A 24,694-nucleotide genomic window follows, 5' to 3' on the forward strand; every position below is an offset into this window, starting at 1 on the left:
ACACTTAGCATTAAGTAGTCATGCTTCATAAACTAACGAACCAAGCCCTGAGGTTGCAGAATAATAAGACTTGCACCGACCAATACAGTTAAACCACCTAAAATATCCCAACGTGTCAGAATCACCTGATCGACATAACGTAACCATAGCAGTGCAGTAAAAATATATATTCCACCATAAGCAGCATATATCCTTCCAGATGCCGCTGGATGCAATGTCAGCAACCAAACAAATACCGTTAAGCTAAGTGCTGTTGGTATCCACAACCAATGAGATTTTCCTTGATTCAAGATTAAGTAAGGAAAATAGCATCCCAAGATTTCTGCAATAGCCGTTAAAATAAATAACCCGAATACACTCAGTACTCGGGTTATAGAAAATGTAAACTCTAACATTAAGCTGGTTCAGCACTTGGATTTATATGATCCTCAAATACTTCAAGTTTCAATCCAACGTCTTTTCCATCTTCTTTCTTCACAGAAACAGCAACATTACCACCATGCTCTGCCAGTTCACCAAATAAGATCATTTCAGCAAGCGGTTTTTTCAAATGCTCTTGAATTAAACGCTGCATTGGACGAGCACCCATTAGGCGATCATATCCATTTGCAGACAACCAATCACGCGCACTTTGATCCACATCAAGCACAACTTGTTTTTCATCTAATTGTGCTTGTAACTCTGTTAAGAATTTATCAACTACTGATTCAATCACAGTAGTAGGAAGTGATTTAAATTGAATCACGCCATCCAAACGGTTACGGAACTCTGGAGCAAATGCTCGCTTCATCGCATCTTGATTATCAGCACTATGATCTTGTTCAGTAAAACCAATACTTGCACGAGAAATACTTTCTGCACCAATATTAGTTGTTAAAACAATAATCACATTTCTAAAATCAGACTTACGACCATTATTGTCTGTTAACGCACCATGATCCATGACTTGTAATAAAAGATTGAATACATCAGGATGTGCCTTTTCAATCTCATCAAGTAATAAAACACAATGTGGATTCTTATGAATTGCATCAGTGAGCAATCCACCTTGATCATATCCAACATAACCAGGAGGCGCACCGATCAAGCGAGAAACAGCGTGGCGCTCCATATATTCAGACATATCAAAACGGACAAACTCAACACCAAGTAACTTAGCAAGCTGTTTCGTCACCTCTGTTTTACCAACACCAGTTGGGCCTGCAAATACAAAACTACCCACTGGTTTATCAGGCGCTTTAAGTCCTGCACGAGATAATTTAATTGCTGACGCAAGTGCTGTAATCGCCTCATCTTGCCCAAAGACAACACGTTTCAAATCACGTTCTAAATTCTCAAGCACAGTCTTGTCATCTTTAGACACTGTTTTTGGAGGAATACGAGCAATCTTAGAAACAATATCTTCGATGTTTTCAACAGAAATTGTTGAGCCATCTACTTCTGCTTTTAAACGGCGTTGTGCACCAGCTTCATCAATAACATCGATTGCTTTGTCTGGTAAAAAGCGATCATGAATAAATTTAGCCGATAACTCTACAGCTGCAACTAAAGCTTTATCGTCGTATTCCACATGATGAAAATCTTCAAACTTACTTTTCAAGCCACGTAAAATTTCAATCGTTTCACCAATGCTTGGTTCATTTACATCAATTTTTTGAAAACGACGTGATAAAGCATGGTCTTTCTCAAATACCTGACGATATTCTTGGAAAGTAGTTGAACCAATACAACGTAAAGTACCATTTGCTAAGGCTGGTTTAATTAGATTCGATGCATCCATAGTACTACCCATGCTCGAACCAGCACCGATAATCATATGAATTTCATCAATGAATAAAATAGCATTCGGATTCTTTTTCAAAGCATTTAATAACTGTTTTAAACGCTTCTCAAAGTCACCACGATATTTTGTTCCTGCGACTAACGCACCGATGTCTAAACTATAAACTTCAGCATTTGCTAGAGGCTTAGGTGCTTTGCCATTAACGATTAGCCAAGCTAAACCCTCAGCGATTGATGTTTTACCTACACCCGGATCACCTACTAACAACGGGTTGTTTTTGCGGCGACGACATAGAATTTGTGCTGCCCGCTCAATTTCTTTTTCACGACCAATTAAAGGATCTGTTTTGCCCTTTTGCGCTTCGATATTTAAGTTCAGTGTATATTGCTCAAGTGGTCCAGCATTTGCTGAAGCTGCACTTTCACCTTCAATATCTTCTACTTCTTCTTCAACTTGAATCTCATCTTTACGTGTCCCATGAGATAAATATTGAGTCAAAGTTAAGCGATTAATTTGATGACGTTTAAGTAAGTAAACCGCGAAAGAATCTCTTTCAGAATACATCGCAACAAGTACATCTGCTCCTTCAACTGTACGATCACCACCGCTCGATTGAACATGGAAAATTGCACGTTGCAAAATGCGATCAAAGCTCTCTGTTGGATGTGGAGCTTGTTCACTATTATCACCAAGTTTTGGGGTATGTTGCTCTACATATTCCTCTAATTCTTTACGTAAAGTAACGATATCAGCACCACATGCTTTTAGTGCATTTACGGCTGAATCATTATCAAGTAAGGCAAGCAACAAATGTTCAACTGTCAGAAACTCATGTCTCTTTTGACGAGCCATGCTAACAGCCAAACGTAACGATACTTCTAATTGACGACTGAGCATGTAACCCCCTTATATCTTGGGCTTTCTCAAAAAAGAAGCATCTTTTTATCAAAAGCTAATAATTGACTTGATCCGCTTGAGCTTTTGTAATCGTTATAAATTACCCGTCTACAAGTCTCTTTGCTTCATATTCTACAGTTAGCATTAGTTGAGTATCTTGGTCAAGTTTCAAAACAAAGTATTGTTGTAAAAATTCAATTACAAAGGGAATAAAAGCAGCAAATTGATTAAAAATAAAACAAATCTCTTATTTTTGAATAAATGACTGCTACCCATCCAAATGCTTTAAATATTGAATAATTTTAGGCTCACCTATTATTCAATTTAATTACTTTTGCCTGACTTATCAAAACTAGATTAAAGGCTCGCCTTACACGACTAAAAGTGTTTTTTTCTTGCGCTCGGACAAAGCGTTGCTTTCTTACGTTTCATATTCAAATTTCATTTGAATATTCACTCACCTCTTTTACTCACAGCACAGCTGTTCGTCTTGCGCTCGGACAAAGCGTTGCTTTCTTACGTTTCATATTCAAATTTCATTTGAATATTCACTCACCTCGCTCAGGTTCGATTTGACACAATAAAGGATGACCTTGTGCACGTGCATAATTATTTACTTGATTAGCTTTTGTCTCTGCAATATCTCTTGGATATATGCCAGCTGTTCCTTTACCTTCATAGTGAACCCTTAACATCACTTGGCTTGCTTGATCTAAATCCATCGAAAAATAACTTTGTAATACTTCAATAACGAAATCCATTGGTGTGTAGTCATCATTTAACAAGACAACTGCATATAGCGGAGGACGTTTTAATTCAGGAGGGGCTGTTTGTACAACCACCTCGCCCTCATGATCTTCTTGCGAATCACTTAATCGTGGATTCAAGTGCCAATCTACATAACCTGATTGATGAAAAGAATTTTTCACTTCACTTAAATTCATTTGACGTTTGTATCTTCGCATATTCAATTCTTAATCTATATATTATTGAGCGTTAGCTTCGGCTTGTGGGATTTCAGACACGAATGCTGAACTTACATCAACAGGTTTACCACGCTGCCAACTGAAACGTTTAATCACTGGTGTTCCGTAACCAGTTAAACGAACTTCAATAAACTGAGGAGTAAAACCTTTAGGCATAGTCCAACGACCTGTCAAACGCTCAAAGTCATCAAAATTAAAGTTCTTATCTTCCAGTGGTACAACCAAAACTTCAGAATCTTTAATTAGACGTAATTCAACTGAACCTACAGCACGACGTTTACTTGGACTCACTTGAATTAGGTCAATTTGATATTCAAAAGCGTTTTCAGGCAGTGATTTAATCGCTAAGTTCTGTACAGTTAAGCTAACCCCACCACGCTGCCTTAAAGTCTCACGATAAATTGTATTCATTGTCTCGAACTGAGCTTTATCTGCATTTGCTTGATTAATACCTTTGAATAGCTCATCAGCATTATCTACAGCCATATCACGCTCTTGCACAGCAGAATTTAGACTTTTAGTCATCGAATCTAATGCCGTTTTCTGTTTCTGAACCACATCAACCAATTGTTCGGCATCAGCGTCATAACCAACAACAGTTAAACCTTGACGATGACCAACGGTGTAACCCAATACAAAACTACTACCGATCAGTAAAGTGGCTGCTATAACTAAAGGTAAATTCGTTTTTAGGAATTTATTTTTTTTAACGGAACTGTCCGGTGAAACAGTCGGTTCAGCGTTTTCCATCATTATCTCTATCGTTATGATCTACATCAAAGCACACATTTAAATCCAAATTTAAATGTGTGTGAAGTAAAAAAGCGTTTTTTATGGTAATAAACCAATACCATTTAACCCAGCAGCTTCATCAAAACCAAACATTAAGTTCATGTTTTGTACAGCTTGACCTGCAGCACCTTTAACTAAATTATCTTGAGCGACAAGTATGATGAGTTTATTTGGTTGTGGGCGATAAAGAGCAATCCGCAATTCATTTGCACCACGTACACTACGTGTTTCAGGCGAGCTATTAGCAGGCATAACATCAACAAAACGCTCAGATTTATAGAAATCTTCATAGAGTGCTTGTAGATCTTCTTGGCTGCCCTGTTCAGTTAAATCAATGTAAATTGTACTTAACATACCGCGAATCATCGGTACTAAGTGTGGAACAAAAATCAAATGATCAAATTGTCCCTTCAAGCCTGAAATATTTTCTAAAGCTTCAACAATTTCAGGGTGATGGCGATGACCTGCGACACCATACGCTTTGAAATTATCAGCATTTTCACTGTATATCATACCTAAACTTGCTTTTCGTCCAGCACCTGAAACACCCGATTTAGCGTCAACTATAATGCTTTGCGTATCTACAAGCTTGCTAGAAGATTTTAATAAAGGTGCTAAACCCAATTGAACTGTTGTTGGATAACAACCAGGATTTCCGATCACTTGCGCTTGTTTTATTTTTTCACGATTTAACTCTGTTAAACCATAGACAGACTCTTTTAAAACAGTAGGACAATGATGTTGCATTCCATACCATTTTTCGAATTGGTCTAAATTCTGTAAACGAAAGTCCGCAGCAAGATCAATTACTTTAGTGCCAGCTGTAATTAACTCTTCAGCATGCCGCATCGCAACCCCATGCGGTGTTGCAAAAAATACAATATCACATTGCTTTAAATTTTCGAGGTTTAAATCAGAAAACTCAAGATCAGTGTGACCACGTAAGCTAGGAAACATATCAGCAACAGCTTTCCCTGCTTCTGTTCGAGATGTTAAAACACGTACTTGGGCTTGTGGATGTCTTAATAATAGACGCAATAACTCGACACCTGTATATCCAGTTCCGCCAACAATTCCAACAGAAATCACGTGTTCCACCTCAAACTTTGAATCGTGTGAATAGTATGGCAGTTTGATTGACTTTTAACAATCTATAAACCTATAAGTTATATCGTGTTTTTAACTATAAATTTCAAAGCTTAGTGTTTGATTAAAATTTTAAAATTAAATTTTTTATCTCTTAAAATGGCTTATTTGATCATAAAAATAGCTATTCGAGCTAAAACAGTGTAAAAAGGCTTTGACTGTAAAGATTTTACCGCTGGTCAAGAAATACTATTGAATCAGCAATCTATTCGCATAAAATAAAAAGCGATGTGGTAATAATAAATTTCATGGATGTAGAATTTTTGGAGAGCTGGGATGCCTTCTTTGAAATCAAAACAAAGATTAAATCAATTTATCTGTTTAGGTGTAAGCACTCTATTACTTGGTACAGCATTGGTTGGCTGTGGAAGTGGTGAGAGTGGTGCCAAAAATGATAGCACTCCTATCGTGACTGTCCCAAAACCAAAGAATTTTGAAATTAGGACACCTGTAGAAATGCGGGATGTTGTGGTTAAAGTATATGATAATTTTGATAATACATTGATACTTGAACAGCAAGTTAGTACTACGTCAAACCTAAGCTTAACACTCCCAAAAGTTTTAAATACAAACCGCCTATATCGAATTGAATTATCTACAAAACCAAGTTCTCTTATTTACAATTTCCTGAATGGACAATATGAAAGTGTTTCAATGAGTTTACATAGCATTGTTAGCGTTGATGTAAGCAATCTCACTCAGACTATTTATCTTAATCCAAACTCTGAAGCAATTTATCAGCGTGCACTCATACGTTCTGGTCAGCTTCCAAACGAGGTTGAAAATCCGTTAGAAGTTTCAAAATTACATTTGAGTCTCGCATCACAAGAAGTAAATCTTGCTCTCTTACACGCTTTCAATCAAATTAACGCTCCAAATCTTAACCATTCTTATCAATTAAATATTTTTGGTCCAGGAGACTTAAGCACAACTGCCGGCTCTAACCTATTTGTAAATACATTTTTTAGTTTTGGATATATACAACAATGGGCAAATAGCAATCCAAACCATACTTTTGCTGAATTTACTAAAAATCTTGCCATCGATTTAAAAGATGGTCAGTTGGATGCAAAAAAAATTCATGGCGAGAATGAATCCCTTGCCTCCCTTGTAACTTCAACACCAGATAACATTGACCCTGCAAAAAACAATCTACTTGATATTACTAAGCTACAGGAAAATAGTCGCACAATTTTTGCAAACTCTTTAAAACAAGCAACACTTCAATTAGCGACGACTTTCCAGCAGAAAACAACTAATCCTGATGGTTACGCTTTACTTGAACAAAAAACATATTCCGGTAATTCGCCTATAGTAAACTCATTATCAGCTTTTCGTGTTTCTGGTGCAGGTGACTACAGAAGAGCAGTCGGCTTTGTAGACACCACGGCAACGTGTAATGGCTCGAGATATCCATGTAAACAAGGCATTACTGGAATCAATATTGTCAATCCAAATTTACCTTCTATCGAATATCTGATTGGTCACTATGAAGATTCAGCAAATAATTGTCAGCTAAATATTCGTGCAAATGGTGTACTTGAATTGATCAAGGGGTCTCAAATTTATCGTTCTGTACTTGATGCTGATAGTACTGACAACCTATTACAAGTAGACAAAGCAAACCGTGAGTATTTACTTAATAGTAGCTCTACAGAACCAAATAATACTTCATTAGATTATTCTTTCGTACAGGTTAAAATCAAAGAAAATCAAGTGCAAAGTGCGAGTGCTGGTCTCGATAGCAGAAAAGCACCAGACCAATTACAAACCACTCAGCTTCAGTGTAATTTTAGCTAGATATACCACCAAGCAGGCAATTGAATATTTTTTAATTGCTTGCGATTTTCTAAATAGTTCTCATCATATTGAGCAACCTTATTCCAAAAAGCAGCGCTATGATCAAAATGTATCGTATGTGCTAGTTCATGAATACATACAGACCGAACTATGTGCTCAGGCATCAAAACCAAAGCGGCATTGAGCATGATGTCATGTTTAGCACTACAACTCCCCCAACGTGTCTTCGGTTTACGTATAGAGCATTTTTGAAAAGGTAGCCCAATACTTAAACTTATTTGTTTTAAATATTCAGGCAAAAAGTGTTTCGCATAAGCAATCACTGCTGCTTGTAAAGCTTTCTCAAATTGTTCATTTCTTACAAAAAGACAATGCTGCTCAAAATCAAATTTAAATATTTGTCTTTGTTTTTGTTGAATAAGCTTAAATGCTTCTACGTGATGAAATAATTTTAAATCTTCAGGTATAGCAACTGATTGGCTAAACTTATTTTGCTGATTATTCCATGTCTCAATTAACCATTGTTCAGATTGATTAAGAAAATGTTGAATTTGTCTTGTTGAGGCAAATAGTGGCGCAGTAAGCCGTATACCCGATGGCTCAACACGCAAGCGCAGGTTTCTTGCCCTTGCGTGTCGAACAATTTTAATCTCAGGTAAAAATGCTTCTGATGAGACTGCTTGCATTACTGCGCAGTACGCTCTTCAATACCATTATCTGTAGCAACAATCGCAATACTTGCCGCATTTAAAGCAAAAATTCCGTTTGTTACAACACCTGGAATGTTGTTAATCGTTTTCTCTAATTCAATTGCATTCAAAATGTTTAAATTAAAAACATCTAAAATAACGTTACCGTTATCTGTTACAACACCTTCACGGTAGACAGGATCACCACCTAAGGCAACAATCTTACGTGCAACCGCAGAGCGTGCCATTGGAATAACTTCTACAGGAAGTGGAAAGTCGCGACCCAATTGATCCACCCATTTTGAGTCGTCAACGATACAAACAAATTTCTTTGCAATCGAAGCAACAATTTTCTCACGGGTCAAAGCTGCGCCGCCACCTTTGATCATATGCATATGACGATCAATCTCATCAGCACCATCAACATAAGCACCTAATCCACCAACCGAGTTCATGTCTACAACTTCAATACCCAGCTTTTTCAAACGCTCAGCTGTTGCATTTGAACTTGCTACGGCTGCTTCTAATTGCAGCTCAGGTAATAAATCGATTAGAAAGTTAACTGTACTTCCTGTTCCTACGCCCAAAATGCCGCCTTTCGGCAAATGTTTCAATGCTGCTTTTGCTGCAGCTTGTTTTTTTTCATCTTGGGTTGCATATAGACTCATGACTTCACTCAACTATTTTGACATTTGCTGCAAGAAAACAGCGCAAATGCACAGGGGTTTGCTACAATGTTCACCTATTTTAAACTGTTATAGGGAAGATGAACATGCTGTCTCGTGTGGTACGACAAATTTTACAAGCAACGGTTTATGATGTTGCGATTGAAACACCGCTTGAAGCAGCTCCACGAATTAGTCAAAAAATTAATAATAACATTCGATTTAAACGTGAAGATTTACAACCCGTGTTCTCTTTCAAACTACGTGGTGCCTATAACCGTATTAGTCAATTACCGAAAGATCAACTAGATCGTGGTGTTATTTGCGCATCAGCAGGTAACCATGCTCAAGGTGTCGCATTATCTGGAAAAAAATTAGGTATTCCAGCCATTATCGTTATGCCAAGCACAACGCCTGATATTAAAGTTCAAGCAGTTAAAAGCCTTGGTGGTCAAGTTGTTCTTCATGGCGATAGCTTTGATGTTGCGAATAAATATGCTAAACAACGTGCCGAAACAGAAGGCTTAGTTTTCATTCCACCTTATGACGATGAACTTGTGATTGCTGGCCAAGGTACAATAGCCAATGAGTTATTGCGTCAATGGCGTGATGTAGAATACGTTTTCGTTGCTGTTGGTGGCGGTGGATTGATTGCTGGTGTCGCTGCTTACTTAGGTGAAGTTGCACCGCATGTAAAAGTCATTGGTGTTGAATATGAAGAGTCAGCATGTCTTAAAGCTGCTCTGGAAACAAATGAACGTGTGATTTTACCTCATGTTGGTTTATTTGCTGATGGCACTGCTGTTGCTCAAATCGGTGAATTACCTTTTGAAATGGTTCGCTTGCGCAAATCTGATAATTCTGGACCTATCGTTGAACCTGATATCATCACCGTAAATACAGATGAAATCTGTGCTGCGATCAAAGATACATTTGATGAAAACCGCAGTATTGTTGAACCGTCTGGTGCAATGGCTTTAGCTGGTATTAAAAAATATGTTGCTGAGCATCAATTGACTGGCAAAAACATGGTGTCAATTGTTTGTGGTGCCAACATGAATTTTGATCGTCTACGTTATATTGCTGAACGTACGGAGTTAGGAGAACGCAAAGAAGCGATCTATGCGGTCACGATCCCAGAACAAAAAGGTGCATTTTTACATTTTTGTCGCGCCTTACAAGGTCGAAACATTACTGAGTTTAACTACCGTGCAAGCGATAGTAATCAAGCACAAGTATTTGTTGGCATTAGCTTAAAAGGTGGCGAAACTGAACGCCATGAAATTCATGAAATGCTCAAACAGCAGTATGAAGTGGATGATCTATCTGATGATGAAGTTGCTAAACTTCACATCCGCTACTTAATTGGTGGTCATGCCAATTTGGAAAATGAGCGTTTATTCCGTGTTGAATTTCCTGAACGCCCTGGTGCTCTTTTAACTTTTCTAGAGCGTTTAGGCCCGACACATAACATCACATTATTCCACTATCGCAATCACGGTGCAGCTGAAGGTCGTGTTCTCGTCGGATTACAAGCAACTGATGCAAAACAGAATCCAGATGGTCTTGTAGAGACTTTAGAGCAAATTACATATCCTTATGCTGAAATTAGCGATAATATTGGCTATAAGCGCTTCCTTAAATAAGCGTATAAAGATAGTGATAAAGCCGACTTTATGTCGGCTTTATTTATATTAAATGAGTGTAGAATTTCTTGAAGATTTGACAAACAAAATCATTACAAATCGACGAGTTATTCCATTTAAAATAGATAAAAGTATATTTTTATCATTTAGTTAAGGATAGATATGGCACAGTTCGCAGTCATTGGTTTAGGTAGTTTTGGAGCAACTGTCGCATTAGAACTCACCAAACTTCATCATGATGTTATTGGTATTGATACACTAAAAAGAAATGTTGAGAATCTGGCAGATCAAATTACACACGCAGTTATTGCAGATGCGACTGACGAACATGTTTTGGAAGAACTAAATATTCAAAATTGTGATGCGGTCATTGTTGCAATTGGTGAGGATATTGAAGCGAGTATTTTATGTGTATTGAACCTAAAAAGTTTAGGTGTAGAAAAGATATTAGTAAAAGCAAAAACCAAAGCACATCATACAATTTTGTCTCACTTAGATATCACTAAGATTATTCATCCAGAAGAAGATATGGGGGTACGTGTTGCCCAAGCTTTAAATTACCCAATGGTCAGTCGCTATATGTCACTTGATCATGATCACTATATTATTAAAGTCCCTGTGAATGAAAAACTCAATAATGTAAATCTCTCAGGCATCCTTGCTCAAGAACCAAATATTAAATTACTGTTATTGAAACGGGATCAACAAATTCTTTATGAAACAGATACCAACTTTACGTTAAAAACAGGTGACGTCCTGATCTTAGAAGGCTTGCTCAACCATCTTAAAAAACTTTCAGGATGTTTCAGCTAGAATGTCAATGCAAATGAATTCCCAGAAAATTTTTAACCTAAGCCCCCCATCCTTACTTGCGATTGGTTTTTTAAGCTTTATTGTTATTGGAACAATATTGCTTAAACTCCCATTTATGCAAAAAGAAGAATTGAGCTGGATGGATGCGCTGTTTACCGCTACGTCAGCGGTAACTATTACTGGACTTTCTGTCGTAAATATTAATGATACGTTTAACCACCTTGGCCAATTTGTGATTTTGCTGTTGATTCAATCTGGTGGTTTGGGGTTCATGACGTTTGCAATTCTAGCTGCACTTAGCCTTTCCCCCAAGGTCGGCTTAAAGCAACAAATGATGGCCCAAGATAGTTTAGGACAAACCAGCTTATCGAAAGTTACCTTTGTTGCAAAAGGCGTTGTGGCGTATACACTGCTTTTTGAGTTAATTGGGGTCATCATTTTAACGACCGCTTTTACACCTATTTATGGCTTTGCACGCGGTCTATACTATGCTGTATTTTATAGTGTTTCAGCTTTTAATAATGCTGGGTTTTCATTATTTGACAATAGTTTAATGAATTTTCAACACAACTATTTAATCAGTATTACTATTAGCTCACTTTATATATTAGGGGGTATCGGCTTCCTTGTACTGATGGATATAAAACAGCATAAGCGCTGGAGCAAATTAAGTCCGAACAGCAAGTTAATTTTAAGTGCGATTGCAATTTTAAATTTGGTTGCTTTTATATTGGTTTGGATTTTAGAGTCAAATAATCCTTTAACGCTCGGCCCTATGAGCTTTAGTGAGCAAGCTGCAAATGCTTGGTTTCAAGCAACAGTCCCACGCTCCTCAGGGTTTAACACAATTGATACTGGAGCGATGAATCACAGCACTGGGCTTCTCACCATGTTATTAATGTTTATTGGCGGTGGATCACTCAGTACAGCTGGCGGTATTAAGGTCGGCACATTCGTTGTTTTATTTTTATGCGTCATTTCTTTCTTGAGACGCAATGAAGAAATACGCATTTTCAATCATTCAATTTCACATGAAACAACATATAAAGCGCTTGCAGTCACGGCGATAACAGGAATGTTGGTGTTCTTCGGTTATTTTATTTTATTAGTCTTAGAACCAGAGCTTGATGTTTTTGATCTGATGTTTGAGGTCGTATCAGCAGCATGTACCGTTGGTCTTTCACGTGGCCTTACAGGTGAGCTACATGATGGCAGTTTATTCGTGCTCAGCATATTAATGTTTACTGGAAGATTAGGCCCTCTTACGCTGGCCTACTTAATTGCAACACCGAAGAAGAGCCGTTTAAAACATGCAAATGCCAATATTCAGATTGGATAATGCTCTACAGGCTGCTCAATGACAATGACCTGCTGACATATACCGTCAGCTTGTCGTTGCCTTTCAAATACTGCTTTAGTCATCACATCAAAATGATCACAGAAGCTAATTTCATGCTCATCTATTGAGTAGATTAAAGATTGATTTCCTGTACCTTCCAATGTGTCATAAAACACAATAATAAACTTACCCTCTTCAAATGCTTGTTGAATTTCAGCATAAGTTAAGGCAGCTCCAATTGGAATCTGAAGTTGTTTCGCTTCAACAAAAATTTGCTTTTCTTTTTCATCAACATTAGGGTCTGGTGCAGTATAAAAAGAAACCTCAAACCCTAGTTTTTTCAATGCAACAGCCAAAGCAATCGTAAATGTTCCATCAATTTGATCATGACCAGATAATTTAATCAGGTCAGCAATATCAATATGCGTTTGATACTGTTTTAAAATCAACCAAATTGCGAACACACCACAATTTGCTTCAAGCTGTAATAGTGGCTCTGGAATATTTAAACTCATTTAGTACCAATTCATTAACGATACACCCAAGCCAACATAAGTTGCTCGATGATTATAATCAATTAGGCTCTCACCATACCCATCAAATAATTGCAGATGTCCACGTAATTTACCTTTGATTGGAAATGCCCAATCAAACTGTACAGCACCATGAGAACGATCACCGCCTTTAAGAGAGTGACGTAACATCAAAGAAAAATCATTATCACCTTTGCGATAAAAAGCGGTTAAATCACCACGACCAATATAGTCTTTGATATCTGGATTATTATCATCTTTCGCATTTTCTTCAACGCGATACCATGGACGTAACATCAAAGCAAAATTGTCTTTTTCAAAACCTAAATTGAAAATCACACGGTTCCAGCTACGTGATAACGGGTCAGAACGCCCATTTGATTGATGGTTGAGTGTCACGCCAAGCAAACGAGCATTTAGACCCAAAATTTCGTAATTTGTTCTAAACATCAAGCTTGCTTCAGGCTCGTAATTTGTCTCACGAAATGGGCGTGATTCTTCCGAGTTAAAGACCTGCCATCGAGATGACTGAGTATAACCTAACCATAAGTCACCATTGTTTCCAAAAATATTTTCCCATGCTTTTGTCTTCAAGGAAATTTGGAACTTTGCTTCTGTTGACGTTAAATTCTGTTTGTCAGTAACTGTATTATTGGGATTTGGACTGCTAGGAAATTCATTTTTATCACTTGTCCAAAACGCAGGAAGCAAATAAACAGGCTGATAAGCACGAATATTCCATACACCAAGTTTACTTTCTTCTGATAACTCCCAACGGCGATCAAGCAGAGAAACATTAGGATCAAATTTAGGCGCTGCACCTAATACATGTAAGTCGCTAACCTTTTGAACCACCTTATCTTTCAAAGACACAGGCTTATTTGTCTCATTCGGCTCAACTACAGGTACAGCTGCAGCAACCTCTGGTGCGGCATCTGTTTGCGCTTGTGTTGGAATAATGGTTGGTGCTTTAAAAAGACTGTCATAACATGCTAAACGCTCTGCATTAGAAGCTAAGGCAACACAGGCATCAACAGTTGCTGGACTAGCAGGCGTGGTTGCCTGAGCATTTGCACCAGCCGTAGCAAAAGAACTAAGTATAGTGACTATACTTAGTTCTAAATGACTACGTTCAAATGATTTGAACGCCATATTTTTCTCCAATTTTTTCTTTTAATTTACTTGTTGAATATTAAAGCCAAGTTTCTGTAACTCTTCACGCTTCGCAAATGGTGCAACTACTGCCTTCACAGGTGTCTGCTCTAACAAATATTGTGTAGCTACACGTTTTACATCATCTAGGTTAACGTTTAACAAACGTTCACGTAACAATCTACGGAATTTAGGTGTACGTGCATGAAGCAAGGCATAGCAAGCTGTAATTGCCTCACCCGCTGGTGAACCTGGTTTGTCCATACTTGCAACTAAACCAAGAATTGCTTCTTCTAGTTGATGAGGTTGCTGCTCAGTATTCAATAACCATTGAATACTTGCTTCAAAATCATTAAATGTTTCAACTAAACGTGGGTCGCGGTAACTATAGAAACGGAATGAACATGCATTTCCATCATAGCTTGCACCGCCACCATATGCTCCACCTTTTTCACGAATTGCACTATGTAAGAAGCCATTACGTAAATATGCTGCAAGTACCATTAAAGGTGCGGCATCTGCATGCGCCACATCAACTGCTTGATATGCTGACGAGCAGAATTGAACATTGGCTTGAATCAACCAAGCTTCATCTTCTGAACTTTCTACACGTTCAACTTGGGTTAAGCTTACAGGTTCTTTGTTAACTTCTAATTTATCCCAAACATTTTGGATTTCTTCGACCAGACGATCAGATTGATGTTCTTCACACACAAGCAAGAACTGTTTAGGCGCTTGTAAAAGCTTTCGATGAATGGCCTGTAATTCGTTAATCAAGGATTGATATGCTGTTTCATCTTGATCAATTTTATTAACTAAATCACTCAACCAGTTTAATGCGCCAAGTCCTGTGTTGTGATAATCACGACGAGCTAAAGCACTCATTTGACGAGAAGCGGCTTGCATTGCATAACTATGCCCAGAACCAGACAATCGAGACTGCCAACGAGTTTTACGTTGTTGCAATAATTCGATAATACGATCTTTCTCATCAAAGCGTAGTTTTTCAAATGCCAGTTTCAACAATTGAATCGCATCAAATTTTTGAGTAAGCGATTTCGTAGTCAAAGTTAACCAAGCACTGATGCGCTCTTTGTCATCAACTTTACTACGCAAAGATGCGCCCATACCGAGACCACCACTAACCGCAGTTTGGATTTGTTGGAATTCAAGATAATCATATTCGCCAGCACCCACTTCACCCATGAGGATTGAGAGTAAATTGAAATATGGTGATTGAACAATTTCATCAGGAATTTGAATCAAGACCTGGTGGTAATAAATCCCATTAGTACCTGCATGATAAAGATTGAGCGGTGTATCCAAACCGTTACAAATGATTTCTCGTAATTGCCCCTGTACGATCTGTAGATCAGCAGGCACATCCTCGAGTCCAACTTTTGGCAACAGTTCCAAGTTATCTGGCGTATCTTGACGCTTTTTAAGCGCTTCAGTTTTTTCTTGGATTTCAACTTTTTGTGCATCAGTCAAATGAGCCGTAATTTCAGCCAAACGCGCTTGTTCCTCTTGCTGTTCTTTCACAGACTTACTTGCATCTGGAACAAGCGTCATTTGTACACGATGTGGATTATCTAACAAATGCGTTTGAATCAAATTAGACAACCACATTGGGTCTTTGAGTTCTTCTTTGACTTGTTCAATCGCAGAATCAACATCCCATACATGAATCGGATCATTATGGTGAATTGCACTGCCCAAGCCGTTTAGAATTAGACTTAAGCCATAAGGTGTACCATCACCATTGATTTCACGTTGATGCAACTCAATTTGGTGAAGAATTGCATCGACAAGATCTGTATCCACAGGTGCAGAAGCAACATCATTTAAAACTTGTAATACACCATTTTTGAAACTTTCAGCGTGTTCAGCATTTGAACCTTGAACACCACAATAGAAAGTCATTTCAAAGTTACTGTCATCAACACCCATGAGTGGGCCCGTTGATTGAGCATAACCACAGGTTTCTAAATAATGACGTAATGGAGAAGCCGAGTTTTCTAACAGAATCCCCTCAACCAAACGCATCCCTAAACGCAGCTTAATATCGCTGGTTTCAGGTAACAACCAAGACATTACATGATAAGTCTTGTCTGTTAAATCTTCGCTATCAACCGCATAGCTTTCGGTCACTTCAACTGGTGCAGTTAAACGTTTTTCAGGCGTTGAATATAAAGTTGTCCCTTTAGAGAACTTATGTAAAGCTAATTTTTCAAATTGCTCTTGAAGGTCATGTGCACTTTCATTACCAAAGGTCATGAAAACTGCATTACTCGGGTGGTAATGTGTCTTATAGAACTCAACAAGCTGCTCATAGCTCAAGTCTGGTATATCCTTTGGATCACCACCAGAATTATAATGATACGTTGTCTCTGGGAATAAATGATGTGCTAGCTGATGGTAAAGTTGGTCTGTAGGAGAACTCATTGCTCCTTTCATTTCATTAAAGACTACACCTTTATAAACAGCTTGATCATTTTCCAACTCAATACGAATACCCTCTTGTGCAAAATCCAGCGGATTTAAATTAGCTGCAAATGCTGCATCTAAATACACAGAAAGTAAGTTCTGAAAATCTTTTTTGTTTTGTGTAGCAAATGGATATGCTGTCCAGTCCGCCGCTGTAAATGCATTCATAAATGTATTCAAAGAACGGCGAATCATCAAAAAGAATGGATCACGTACAGGAAATTTTTCAGAACCACAGAGTGCAGTATGCTCTAAAATATGTGCTGTGCCTTTAGAGTCCATAGGTTGTGTTCTGAATGCTACTAAAAATACATTTTCATCATGACTAGTAGCTAAATGATAGTGAACTGCACCAGTAACTTTGTGCTTATATTCTGAAACTTGGATATCAAGTGCTTCTACATGATGTTGACGTAATAGCTGAAACGCAGGATGAATAGTTTGAGTAATGCTTTCAGTAACATCTACAGTCATGTTATCTCCAATTTATCTACATTAAATGATTACAATTTACTTTAGAGAGTCTACCGAAGAATAGATAGAGATATCCATGTAAATTACTATGTTTTTGTAGAAAAATTCATCGACTAAGCAATATACCTATGCAGAGCAATTTCTTTTAAATTTACATCACTGAAATTCAAGGTCTAATAATAAACTTTAAATAAAATTGTTGGCTCAACTTAATCTCGATAGCTTTTCTCCTCCTACTCGCTTTAAGCGATTTTTGACTTTAAATTTTTTTGTTTAAATCTATCAATAAAACCTAAGCCTTCATTTTGCAATAGATGAATAGCGAATCTAAATGAATTAGCACATCAACAATTTGTAATTGTTTAATCAAAATCATCTATATCTTTATCCTAAACTATGCACTTATTAGCTGTATTCTTTTCAACAAACTACTGTAATCCAGAGCATTAGTGTAAACTTTGCATTTTGAATTTTAATGTGATGACAAACATGGCGACTGTTGATCTTTTTGCAATTGGGAATGCACTCATTGACCAAGAATTTAAAGTCTCAAATGAGTTTTTAACACAGCAAGCTTTGCAAAAAGGCACAATGCAGTTGACCGATGGTGAAACTCAAGCAGCGTTATATCAACAGCTTCAAGATAGCCAAAGCTATAAAGGTCAAGCAAGCGGTGGTTCAGCAGCAAATACAACGGTTGCGTTTAGTGCTCTAGGTGGTACTGCTTTTTATGGTTGCCGTGTCGGTAATGATGAACTAGGTTCAATTTATCTGAATGGTCTTAATGATGCAGGTATCAAGACAGCGAAACAATCAATCAGCGAAGGTGTTACAGGCACCTGCATGGTTCTAATCAGCCCTGACTCTGAACGTACCATGCATACCTTTCTTGGAATTACAGCTGAGTTATCTGCTGAACAAATTGATTTCGAACCACTAAAAACTGCGAAATGGATTTATATCGAAGGCTACCTGTCTACAAGTGATACTGCACGAGTTGCAGTTAAACAAGCTCGTGAATTAGCAAAGCAACACGGAGTGAAAATTGCACTCTCACTTTCAGATCCAGCAATGGTTCAATATGCTCGCTCAGGCTTAGAAGAATTATTAGATGACGGCGTTGATCTACTTTTCTGTAATGAACAAGAAGCATTGATGTTCACCAATACAGACAATCTTGATGCGGCTATCGAAGCATTAAAAGTCAATAATCAACACATTGTGATTACGCAGGGTGCAAATGGTGCGATGATTATCGATCCATCAAAGCAATTCCATGTAGCTGGTCGTCAAGTAGAAGCTGTTGATACTAATGGTGCTGGTGATGCCTTTGCAGGTGCATTCCTTTATGCGATCAATGCAGGTCTCAGCTTGGAGGCTGCTGCGCAACTTGCTATTCTTATTTCAAGTGAAGTCGTAGCACAATTCGGCCCTCGTTTAAGCGTTGAAAACTACGCTAAACTCTTTGAACAATTTAAAGCGACTCAACAGGAATGTGCATAACATGGAAAAGATTTGCATGACTGAGGAAGTGCCTGAACGTGAATCACGCGCATTCGACACGATGAAAGGCACAACAATCTTTATTACCCAAAAAGATGGTAGCTTTTATGCTTACCAAAATGTTTGTCCGCACTTACAAACGGAACTTGAATACTTAGAAAACCAGTTTCTAGATCAAGATCGTGAGTATATTCAATGTTCTACTCATGGTGCATTGTTTTCTGTTGAAACTGGTGAATGTATATCAGGGCCTTGTTTGGGTGACTTCCTTGAAAAGGTAAATTTGGAAGTCCACTCTGATGGTGGTATTTATATTGACTAATACCTGAATTATGAATTCTGCTATGACTGAGTTTTTTCTAAATTACTACCTTATGCCATTTCACATGAGCGTAGTTGCTTTGATTTTTCTCAGCATCGCAGAAACCATCGGGATATTCATCGGTTTACGTCCAAGTCATTTAGTCAAAAAACTCACACCTGAATGGCTGCTGAACTCTCCTTTACTAGACGTAAAGTTTTCAAAATATTTAATTTTTGTTTTCTTACTCATCAATTTTAGTTTTGCTGGATATTTTTTAGAGCTATCTTTCTTCGCATTACAGCACTACTTCATTTCACCTTATTATCTTTTTATTCCAGCATTAATCATTGATATCTTCTTCACCGTATTTATGATCCATTGTCTCGATCAGGTCATTAAGCCAAAGGTAACTCATACACACACTAGCTTAGTAGGTCGTTTAGCTACAATCTCTACAGGCAATGCTCGTCCTGGTTTTTCTGCACAGGCGCGTGTAAGAGATGAGTTTGGTCAACTTTATTATGTACAAGTTGAACCAGAGTTTGGTGAATTAGAGCTACAGTCACAAGTCTTATTGATTAGTCAAAAATCCAACTCTCATTATTTAGCAAAAAAGATTTCACTCTCAAATAAGCTTTTTACAGCAGATTAATTAAATAAGATTAGACCTTATTAAAGTTCGACATAGCCATAGCAAGAAAAATTACAAAATGTTACAAATTTAACGGTGTTTTTATTCATTATTTTCCGTAATGCCCTACTTGCTTTCTTTTCAGAAGTTTGAAGCAGTTTTTGATAGAGAAATGCATCACATTTTCAACAATAAACTCTAGTAATACACTTGGTTTTATAGTGTTTTCATTACACTTATTACTTCTTTATGTAACTAAAGATCTAAGCCCATGTAAATATTAATTATTTTATATTCATACTATTTTACTAGGTTTTAATTATATTTAAATAATAATAAATCATATCTTTTTAATCAGGTTTAAAATTATAAATACAATTGTTTTAATCGGATTTAAAATCTATACCCTATTGTTTTAGTAGGTTAATTATACTTATTTTATAAAAACCAATAAAAACAACATAACATATTGTTTTATATAAACTTAACACATATGAATTATTTTAAATATCCTAAAGGTTTATTTTTAATGAATTTTATTTAATAATGTTTTACATCTTTTTAAAATATGAGGCTAGGTTCCAATGAACACGAGTTCTCAAGATCCAAATCGGCGCTTAATCCGTGAAATAGCAATAATTCTTATTATTAAAGTTGCGATCCTTATGGTGATTAAGAACATCTGGTTTGATGCCCCAACGATTCCAAAAGATTTTAACAATGAAGTTGCCGAGCGTATTGCTGGTGACATGTCCAACAATCAGGAGACACGTTGATGATTTCTGAAAGCGTGGTCGATCTTTCGCGGTTCCAATTTGCAATGACCGCAATGTATCACTTTCTTTTCGTCCCTCTAACATTAGGTCTAGCTTTCATTCTTGCCATTATGGAAACCACATATGTGATTTCAGGTAAAGAAATCTATAAAGACATGACTAAGTTCTGGGGGAAACTCTTTGGGATTAACTTTGCTCTAGGTGTAACCACTGGTTTAACCATGGAATTCCAGTTCGGTACTAACTGGGCATATTATTCTCACTATGTCGGCGATATCTTTGGCGCACCACTTGCCATCGAAGGCCTGATGGCATTCTTCCTAGAATCAACATTTATTGGTTTATTCTTCTTTGGTTGGGATCGCCTTTCTAAAGTTCAACATTTAGGTGTAACGTGGCTCGTTGCAATTGGCTCGAACATGTCCGCTTTATGGATTTTGATTGCCAATGGTTGGATGCAAAACCCTGTCGGTGCAGCATTCAACTTTGAAACCATGCGTATGGAGCTTGTTGACTTCGGTGCCTTAATCTTTAACCCAGTTGCTCAAGTAAAATTTGTTCACACGGTTTCAGCAGGTTATGTCACCGGTGCGATTTTCGTACTCGCGATTTCTAGCTACTACTTATTGAAAAAACGCGACTTACCTTTTGCTCGTCGCTCATTCGCAATTGCCGCGATTTTCGGTTTGGCATCTACTCTTTCAGTAATCTTACTGGGCGATGAATCTGGTTATGAATTAGGTGACGTTCAGAAAACTAAACTTGCTGCGATTGAAGCAGAATGGCATACAGAACCAGCCCCTGCTGCATTCACTCTATTTGGTGTTCCAAATCAAGCAGAAATGCGAACTGACTACGCAATTAAGATTCCATATGTTATGGGTATTATTGCGACACGCTCTACTGACAAACAAGTAACAGGTCTAAAAGACCTTATGAAAGAACATGAAGTGCGTATTCGCAACGGTATGGTGGCTTATAGCGAGTTAGAAAAGCTTCGTGCTGGCGACCGCTCTCCTGATTTACTTGCTTCATTTGAACAGAACCAAAAAGACTTAGGTTATGGTCTGTTATTGAAAAAATATACCCCGAATGTTGTTGATGCGACTGAAGAACACATCCAAGCTGCAACTAAAGATACTATTCCAAACGTTGCCGCACTATTCTTCTCTTTCCGTGCGATGGTTGCTTCAGGTTTCTTAATGCTATTGCTGTTTGTTCTCGCTACATGGTCTGTCGCTAAACGTAATGCAGAAAACAAACCTTGGTTATTGAAGTTCGCTTTATTTGCTTTACCACTTCCATGGATTGCTGCACAAACAGGTTGGTACGTTGCTGAAGGTGGTCGTCAACCTTGGTCAATTGGTGAAATTTTACCAACACACTTATCCGCTTCAAGTGTAAGTACAGGTGATGTGTGGGGTTCGATTATTGCACTCGCTGCGTTCTATACCGTACTTCTCATTATTGAAATGTACTTAATGATCAAGTTCGCTCGTTTAGGACCAAGTTCATTGCATACTGGTAAATACCACTTTGAGAAATTAGAAGCTAAAGCTGGGGAGGCTCAGTCATGATCGAATATGAACTCCTAAAAATTATTTGGTGGGTTTTAGTAGGTGTACTACTGATTGGCTTCGCGCTCACTGATGGTTTCGATATGGGCTCTATGGCACTCATGCCATTTGTCGGTAAAACTGACTCAGAACGTCGTGCTGCAATCAATACGATTGCACCACACTGGGATGGTAACCAAGTTTGGTTTATTACTGCGGGTGGTGCTTTATTTGCCGCATGGCCAATGGTTTATGCCGTTGCCTTCTCTGGAATGTATTGGGCGCTGCTCTTAGTCTTGTTTGCCCTATTCTTACGGCCCGTCGGTTTCGACTACCGTTCCAAGTTAGAAAATACACAATGGCGTAATTCTTGGGACTGGGGGCTTTGCGTTGGTGGTGCTGTACCTGCATTAGTATTCGGCGTTGCTTTCGGTAATTTATTCTTAGGCGTGCCATTTACTTTAGATGAAACACTACGTTCACAATATACAGGTAGCTTCTTTGCCCTACTAAATCCATTTGCATTGATTTGCGGTATTGTGAGCTTATCGATGCTATGTGCTCATGGTGGCGCTTGGTTAATGCTCCGTACAGATGGTGATTTACATAATCGTTCTGCTAAAGCAACACAGATTATGGCAATTGTATTCCTCGTATGTTTCTTAGCGGCAGGTGCTTGGTTATTCTTCGGCAATATCGATGGTTATAGCTATGCGACTGCTGTAAATACCAATGCTGCATTAAACCCACTTGCTAAAGATGTTGTGACAAATGCAAATCATGGTTGGATGAATAACTACTCAACTTATCCAATCACAATGGCTGCCCCAATCATTGCTATCTTGGGTGCATTATTAGTGATTATCAGTGCGGCTAAACACAAAGCTGCTATGAGCTTCACAGGTACGAGTTTAATGGTGGTTGGTGCAATCTTAACTGCTGGTTTTGCATTGTTCCCATTCCTATTACCATCCAGCATTGATCCTACATCAAGCTTGACTATGTGGGATGCTGTTTCAAGTCACAAAACACTTGGTGTAATGACTGTTGCTGCATGTATTTTCGTTCCTCTCATTTTGATCTATACCTCTTGGTCTTATTACAAAATGTGGGGTGTTATTACAAACAAACATATTCAAGAAAATTCACATAGTTTGTACTAATGAGGAGATGTGAAATGTGGTATTTTGCATGGATTCTAGGCATTTTGATGGCATGTTTTGCTGGTGTACTTAGTGCACTCTATATCGAACATCATCAAAATTTAGATGAGGAATAATAAAATGGCTGAAGCAATGACAACACCGAAGAATAGTAAAGCTCAAGTGCTTGCAATGACCGTTTCGTTTTTGTTGGCATTGCCACTTGCTGCTATTTTATTGGTACATCCTTCGTTAATGCTTGATGCAAATGGACACTATAATCACAGCCTGTTAATGCTTGTGATGATCGGTATCTCTGGTGGCTTCATTCACGGCGTTGGATTTATACCAAGATTCTGGTTATGGAAATGGTTATTTAGCCCTTATGTTGCATGGCCTTTAATGATTTTAGGTTACTACATTTGGTTGGGTAATTAATTTTCAAATCCAAACAAAAGAGGAAGCAAATTGCTTCCTCTTTTTATTACTTTAGAATTTACTTGTAATTACAAATAAATGACAATGTACTTGTTATAAATAAAAACCCTATGATTATTATTAAATAATTTATTAATTTTTCTGATATAAAGCGGATTGTACAGATATACACATACTATTTGGATTATTAACTAGAATAACCGTCAGTGGCGTAAGATAGTTATTAGCAAAGAAATAAAAATAAAAAGCTTTGAAAAACCCATATGGTCTACCGCCTACCGCAATTTCATTTGTGTACTTAATATGATAAACATAAAGTTTTCTTTGTTCATTTAAGGCATCCTTTCCGTACAAACGAATAATCTCGTGTCGTGCTATATTTTTTAATCCGTCATCGGATTCATATCGATAGCAACCCTTTTCTACCTCATCCATATTAGCTAATTGATAAAAGTCTCTTTGACCTAACCATAAAAAATAATAAGCGATGAATAAAATACCAAAAGTCAAAATGACAATATATTTTCTTCGATTTTTTACATGTTTCATTAAATTGCTTTTCTCATTTCAATAAGCTGAATTGGCACTAATGGCTGCCCTACTTCTGCCTCTATCGGATAAGCTTCTATACGATCTGTTCTGCAATATCCACGGCGCTCATAAAATGAAATCAATTCAACTCTCACATCTAATACATACATAATGAATTAAGACGCATCAGGATGATGATTAGGAACATAATTTTCTACAAATCCAAGCATTTCACGCCCATAACCTGAATTTTGAACCTTTGGATCAATGGCAAAAGTTCCTATTTCAACCGTATCTTGATTAAAAGTTAAACCAATACACCCCACCATCAAACCTTGTTCATTCTCACCAATTAACAACTGAAAATTCTCTTGTTCCAAATCTCTTTCTAATTGCTGAATAGTAATTCTATTTCCTTGAACAAAAGATTTCTCAGTAGTCCAACTTCGACTCAATTGATCTCTATAGGCTGAATTGATCAGTTTGGTTAATTGCTCAATGTCGTCTGTAAGCGCTTTTCTAATATTTAAAGGCATTTTTAGAATTTTAAACACAATAAAAAACCGATGATAACATCGGTTCTTGTATAACTTTAAAAGAATTAGTTCTTA

The 24,694-nt window shown here is 37.5% G+C and carries 23 protein-coding genes and 1 pseudogene; 12 read left to right on the forward strand and 12 right to left on the reverse strand.

Annotation, left to right across the window (positions count from 1 at the left end):
- Positions 1-32 precede the first annotated feature (32 nt).
- From IO68_RS21035 to argC, 5 genes are all read right to left on the reverse strand, one after another.
- Positions 33-395 carry a YnfA family protein gene (locus IO68_RS21035; protein ID WP_023012833.1) on the reverse strand — a complete coding sequence of 121 codons (363 nt, stop codon included), beginning with the start codon at positions 393-395 and terminating at the stop codon, positions 33-35.
- On the reverse strand, positions 395-2,680 hold the full coding sequence (gene clpA / locus IO68_RS21040; protein WP_007483394.1) for an ATP-dependent Clp protease ATP-binding subunit ClpA: 2,286 nt from the start codon (positions 2,678-2,680) through the stop codon (positions 395-397). The genes IO68_RS21035 and clpA overlap by 1 nt, the downstream gene beginning before the upstream one ends.
- Positions 2,681-3,228: 548 nt before the next feature.
- The gene (gene clpS, locus IO68_RS21045) at positions 3,229-3,645 is read right to left on the reverse strand and encodes an ATP-dependent Clp protease adapter ClpS (RefSeq protein ID WP_023012834.1); all 417 of its coding nucleotides are present in this window, start codon (positions 3,643-3,645) and stop codon (positions 3,229-3,231) included.
- Between the two features lie 21 nt (positions 3,646-3,666).
- Complete coding sequence (locus IO68_RS21050) at positions 3,667-4,416, reverse strand: DUF6776 family protein (protein ID WP_023012835.1); 750 nt, start codon at positions 4,414-4,416, stop codon at positions 3,667-3,669.
- Positions 4,417-4,497: 81 nt separating this feature from the next.
- The gene (argC, locus tag IO68_RS21055) at positions 4,498-5,547 is read right to left on the reverse strand and encodes an N-acetyl-gamma-glutamyl-phosphate reductase (RefSeq protein WP_023012836.1); all 1,050 of its coding nucleotides are present in this window, start codon (positions 5,545-5,547) and stop codon (positions 4,498-4,500) included.
- 333 nt (positions 5,548-5,880) lie between these two features.
- Here argC and IO68_RS21060 point away from each other — a divergent pair, with 333 nt between their 5' ends.
- Positions 5,881-7,404, forward strand: a complete 1,524-nt coding sequence (locus tag IO68_RS21060; protein ID WP_023012837.1) for a hypothetical protein — start codon at positions 5,881-5,883, stop codon at positions 7,402-7,404.
- On the opposite strand, the gene IO68_RS21065 is transcribed toward IO68_RS21060, so the two are convergent.
- Together IO68_RS21065 and rpiA are read right to left on the reverse strand one after the other, a co-directional pair.
- Complete coding sequence (locus IO68_RS21065) at positions 7,401-8,090, reverse strand: M48 family metallopeptidase (RefSeq protein WP_023012838.1); 690 nt, start codon at positions 8,088-8,090, stop codon at positions 7,401-7,403. The two genes, IO68_RS21060 and IO68_RS21065, sit on opposite strands and share 4 nt — an antisense overlap.
- The gene (rpiA, locus tag IO68_RS21070) at positions 8,090-8,761 is read right to left on the reverse strand and encodes a ribose-5-phosphate isomerase RpiA (RefSeq protein ID WP_023012839.1); all 672 of its coding nucleotides are present in this window, start codon (positions 8,759-8,761) and stop codon (positions 8,090-8,092) included. Before rpiA ends, IO68_RS21065 begins: the two co-directional genes overlap by 1 nt.
- Before the next feature lie 98 nt (positions 8,762-8,859).
- Here rpiA and ilvA point away from each other — a divergent pair, with 98 nt between their 5' ends.
- From ilvA to IO68_RS21085, 3 genes are all read left to right on the forward strand, one after another.
- Positions 8,860-10,404: a threonine ammonia-lyase, biosynthetic gene (gene ilvA, locus IO68_RS21075; RefSeq protein WP_171068558.1), complete on the forward strand. Its 1,545-nt coding sequence runs from the start codon at positions 8,860-8,862 to the stop codon at positions 10,402-10,404.
- A 162-nt stretch (positions 10,405-10,566) separates the two neighbouring features.
- Entirely contained in the window at positions 10,567-11,217 is a 651-nt protein-coding gene (locus IO68_RS21080) for a potassium channel family protein (RefSeq protein ID WP_004879776.1), read from the forward strand.
- Between the two features lies 1 nt (position 11,218).
- Positions 11,219-12,556 carry a TrkH family potassium uptake protein gene (locus IO68_RS21085; RefSeq protein WP_004879777.1) on the forward strand — a complete coding sequence of 446 codons (1,338 nt, stop codon included), beginning with the start codon at positions 11,219-11,221 and terminating at the stop codon, positions 12,554-12,556.
- Here the strand turns inward: IO68_RS21085 and IO68_RS21090 are convergent.
- The 3 genes from IO68_RS21090 to IO68_RS21100 are packed head-to-tail and all read right to left on the reverse strand — an operon-like array spanning position 12,544 to position 17,202.
- Positions 12,544-13,071, reverse strand: coding sequence for a cysteine peptidase family C39 domain-containing protein (locus IO68_RS21090; protein ID WP_023012841.1), 528 nt, complete (start codon positions 13,069-13,071; stop codon positions 12,544-12,546). The genes IO68_RS21085 and IO68_RS21090 overlap by 13 nt on opposite strands.
- Positions 13,072-14,241 (reverse strand): phospholipase A, encoded by a 1,170-nt coding sequence (locus IO68_RS21095; RefSeq protein ID WP_023012842.1) that lies wholly within the window; start codon positions 14,239-14,241, stop codon positions 13,072-13,074.
- A gap of 21 nt (positions 14,242-14,262) precedes the next feature.
- Entirely contained in the window at positions 14,263-17,202 is a 2,940-nt protein-coding gene (locus tag IO68_RS21100; protein ID WP_023012843.1) for an insulinase family protein, read from the reverse strand.
- 489 nt (positions 17,203-17,691) lie between these two features.
- Between IO68_RS21100 and IO68_RS21105 the strand changes: the two genes are divergently transcribed.
- The 8 genes from IO68_RS21105 (at position 17,692) to IO68_RS21140 (ending at position 23,552) form a co-directional block, all read left to right on the forward strand.
- On the forward strand, positions 17,692-18,705 hold the full coding sequence (locus IO68_RS21105) for an adenosine kinase (protein ID WP_004879785.1): 1,014 nt from the start codon (positions 17,692-17,694) through the stop codon (positions 18,703-18,705).
- Positions 18,706-18,721: 16 nt separating this feature from the next.
- Positions 18,722-19,027, forward strand: a complete 306-nt coding sequence (locus IO68_RS21110; protein WP_019384516.1) for a Rieske (2Fe-2S) protein — start codon at positions 18,722-18,724, stop codon at positions 19,025-19,027.
- A gap of 22 nt (positions 19,028-19,049) precedes the next feature.
- Positions 19,050-19,661, forward strand: a complete 612-nt coding sequence (locus tag IO68_RS21115) for an OB-fold-containig protein (RefSeq protein ID WP_019384515.1) — start codon at positions 19,050-19,052, stop codon at positions 19,659-19,661.
- Positions 19,662-20,224: 563 nt separating this feature from the next.
- Positions 20,225-20,416, forward strand: a complete 192-nt coding sequence (gene cydP / locus IO68_RS21120) for a cytochrome oxidase putative small subunit CydP (RefSeq protein WP_023012844.1) — start codon at positions 20,225-20,227, stop codon at positions 20,414-20,416.
- Positions 20,416-21,993 (forward strand): cytochrome ubiquinol oxidase subunit I, encoded by a 1,578-nt coding sequence (locus IO68_RS21125; RefSeq protein ID WP_004879794.1) that lies wholly within the window; start codon positions 20,416-20,418, stop codon positions 21,991-21,993. The genes cydP and IO68_RS21125 overlap by 1 nt, the downstream gene beginning before the upstream one ends.
- The gene (cydB, locus tag IO68_RS21130; protein WP_019384512.1) at positions 21,990-23,135 is read left to right on the forward strand and encodes a cytochrome d ubiquinol oxidase subunit II; all 1,146 of its coding nucleotides are present in this window, start codon (positions 21,990-21,992) and stop codon (positions 23,133-23,135) included. The genes IO68_RS21125 and cydB overlap by 4 nt, the downstream gene beginning before the upstream one ends.
- 14 nt (positions 23,136-23,149) lie before the next feature.
- Positions 23,150-23,251 (forward strand): cytochrome bd-I oxidase subunit CydX, encoded by a 102-nt coding sequence (gene cydX / locus IO68_RS33545; protein WP_000270276.1) that lies wholly within the window; start codon positions 23,150-23,152, stop codon positions 23,249-23,251.
- Between the two features lie 4 nt (positions 23,252-23,255).
- Entirely contained in the window at positions 23,256-23,552 is a 297-nt protein-coding gene (locus tag IO68_RS21140) for a cyd operon YbgE family protein (protein ID WP_019384511.1), read from the forward strand.
- A 132-nt stretch (positions 23,553-23,684) separates the two neighbouring features.
- Here IO68_RS21140 and IO68_RS21145 read toward each other — a convergent pair whose 3' ends face one another.
- On the reverse strand, positions 23,685-24,101 hold the full coding sequence (locus IO68_RS21145) for a hypothetical protein (RefSeq protein ID WP_023012845.1): 417 nt from the start codon (positions 24,099-24,101) through the stop codon (positions 23,685-23,687).
- Positions 24,101-24,619: pseudogene (locus tag IO68_RS21150) on the reverse strand (GNAT family N-acetyltransferase). The gene IO68_RS21145 and the pseudogene IO68_RS21150 overlap by 1 nt, the downstream one beginning before the upstream one ends.
- Between the last annotated feature and the right edge of the window lie 75 nt (positions 24,620-24,694).

The organism is Acinetobacter sp. COS3 (genome assembly GCF_000475335.1).
Taxonomy (GTDB): domain Bacteria; phylum Pseudomonadota; class Gammaproteobacteria; order Pseudomonadales; family Moraxellaceae; genus Acinetobacter; species Acinetobacter venetianus.